Below are 1231 nucleotides of genomic sequence, written 5' to 3' on the forward strand. Positions count from 1 at the left end.
CGATCGAAGTAGTTGCCGATATCCTTAATGGCAGCCACCTCTTCCATGGTCTCTTTCAGGAAGAAGGCCGGGCCGACGGCGCCGATAAACGGCATATGGGCGGCCGCAGAGACGCGGGAGATATTGCGCAGCAGCGCCACATCCTGCGGGCTGGCGTCGAACTCATAGGCCGAGATCACCGAGCCGATCGGCTCGCCGCCGGGAGTGTCATACTCCGCGGTATAGGTGTGCCAGTAGAGGCCGCTCTGGATAAGCTCCGGCGCGTCCTCAAAGTCCTGGCGCAGATCGTCTTTGGCGACGTCGAGGATCTCCGTTTTGACGTTCTGCCGATAGTCGGTGTTGTCCACCAGCTGTTTGAGGCCGCGCCACAGGGATTCGACCTGCTGAAACTCCTGATGGTGCATCACCGCGTCCAGCTGACGGCTTATCTGGAAATCCAGCTCGGCGATATGGTGGTCGATCAGCGTTTTGTCGAGCTTTTCCACCCGCTGGCCGGACTGACGGATGCGTTCCATAAACACCTGCATCGCCGCGGTGAGACGTTCCGCCGCCGGCGCCTCGGAGAGCGCGGCATCGTCCAGAAAGTCGTTGATATCCCCGAGGCGAGACGCCGGGGTGAGATTAATTTTTTCAAACAGCGAGGCGTAAACGCCCTCGCCCGCCCTGTTTTCCTGCAGCGTGGTTTGCCCCTGAACAGGGGCGTTTTCTGTGGTAACAGACATTAGCATTTTTCCGGTTAATCCATTAACAGACTTGCCCCGCACTTATTTCGGGGCAAGCGCACACATTTCGTCGCGTAATTCCTGGGACAGCGCCGGATCTTTCAGGATTGCCTCAAGCTCTTTTCTGAAAGTGGCGTTATCGAGCAGATTGGATTTGAGATCGCGTAATAAATTACGCATCGCCAGCATGGCGCGGAGTTGCGGAATTTGCCGGGCAACCTGCTCCGGTTCAAAATCTTTGATGTCGGTAAAACGCAGTCTGACGTTCTCCTCTTCGCCATTGCCGGCCAGCGTATTCGGCACCAAGAGGTTAACTTCCGGGCTAAATTCCGAAAGTACGCTGTTAAAATTATTTTTATTGACGTTGATTTTTTCTCTTTCCGATAAAGGCCGGTTTTCCTTACCATGACTAAAATCGCCAATGGTAAGCAGTTTGAGCGGCAGTTCGACCTTCTTTTGCGCGCCGCCGGTATGAAGAGATAATTTGAGATTAATGCGCGCCCTGGGGA

At 55.1% G+C, this 1231-nt stretch carries 2 protein-coding genes; both read right to left on the reverse strand.

Going from position 1 to position 1231, the window contains the following annotated elements; genetic code table 11:
* The coding region (locus RRF55_RS27105) for a type VI secretion system contractile sheath domain-containing protein (RefSeq protein ID WP_170925916.1) at positions 1–722 on the reverse strand (722 nt) is incomplete at its 3' end.
* 42 nt (positions 723–764) lie between these two features.
* Positions 765–1231 (reverse strand): type VI secretion system contractile sheath small subunit (gene tssB, locus RRF55_RS27110; protein WP_093998009.1); only part of this gene is annotated, 467 nt, incomplete at its 5' end.

The sequence above is a fragment of the Klebsiella sp. K47 genome (assembly GCF_051858335.1).
Classification (GTDB): Bacteria; Pseudomonadota; Gammaproteobacteria; order Enterobacterales; family Enterobacteriaceae; genus Klebsiella; species Klebsiella pneumoniae.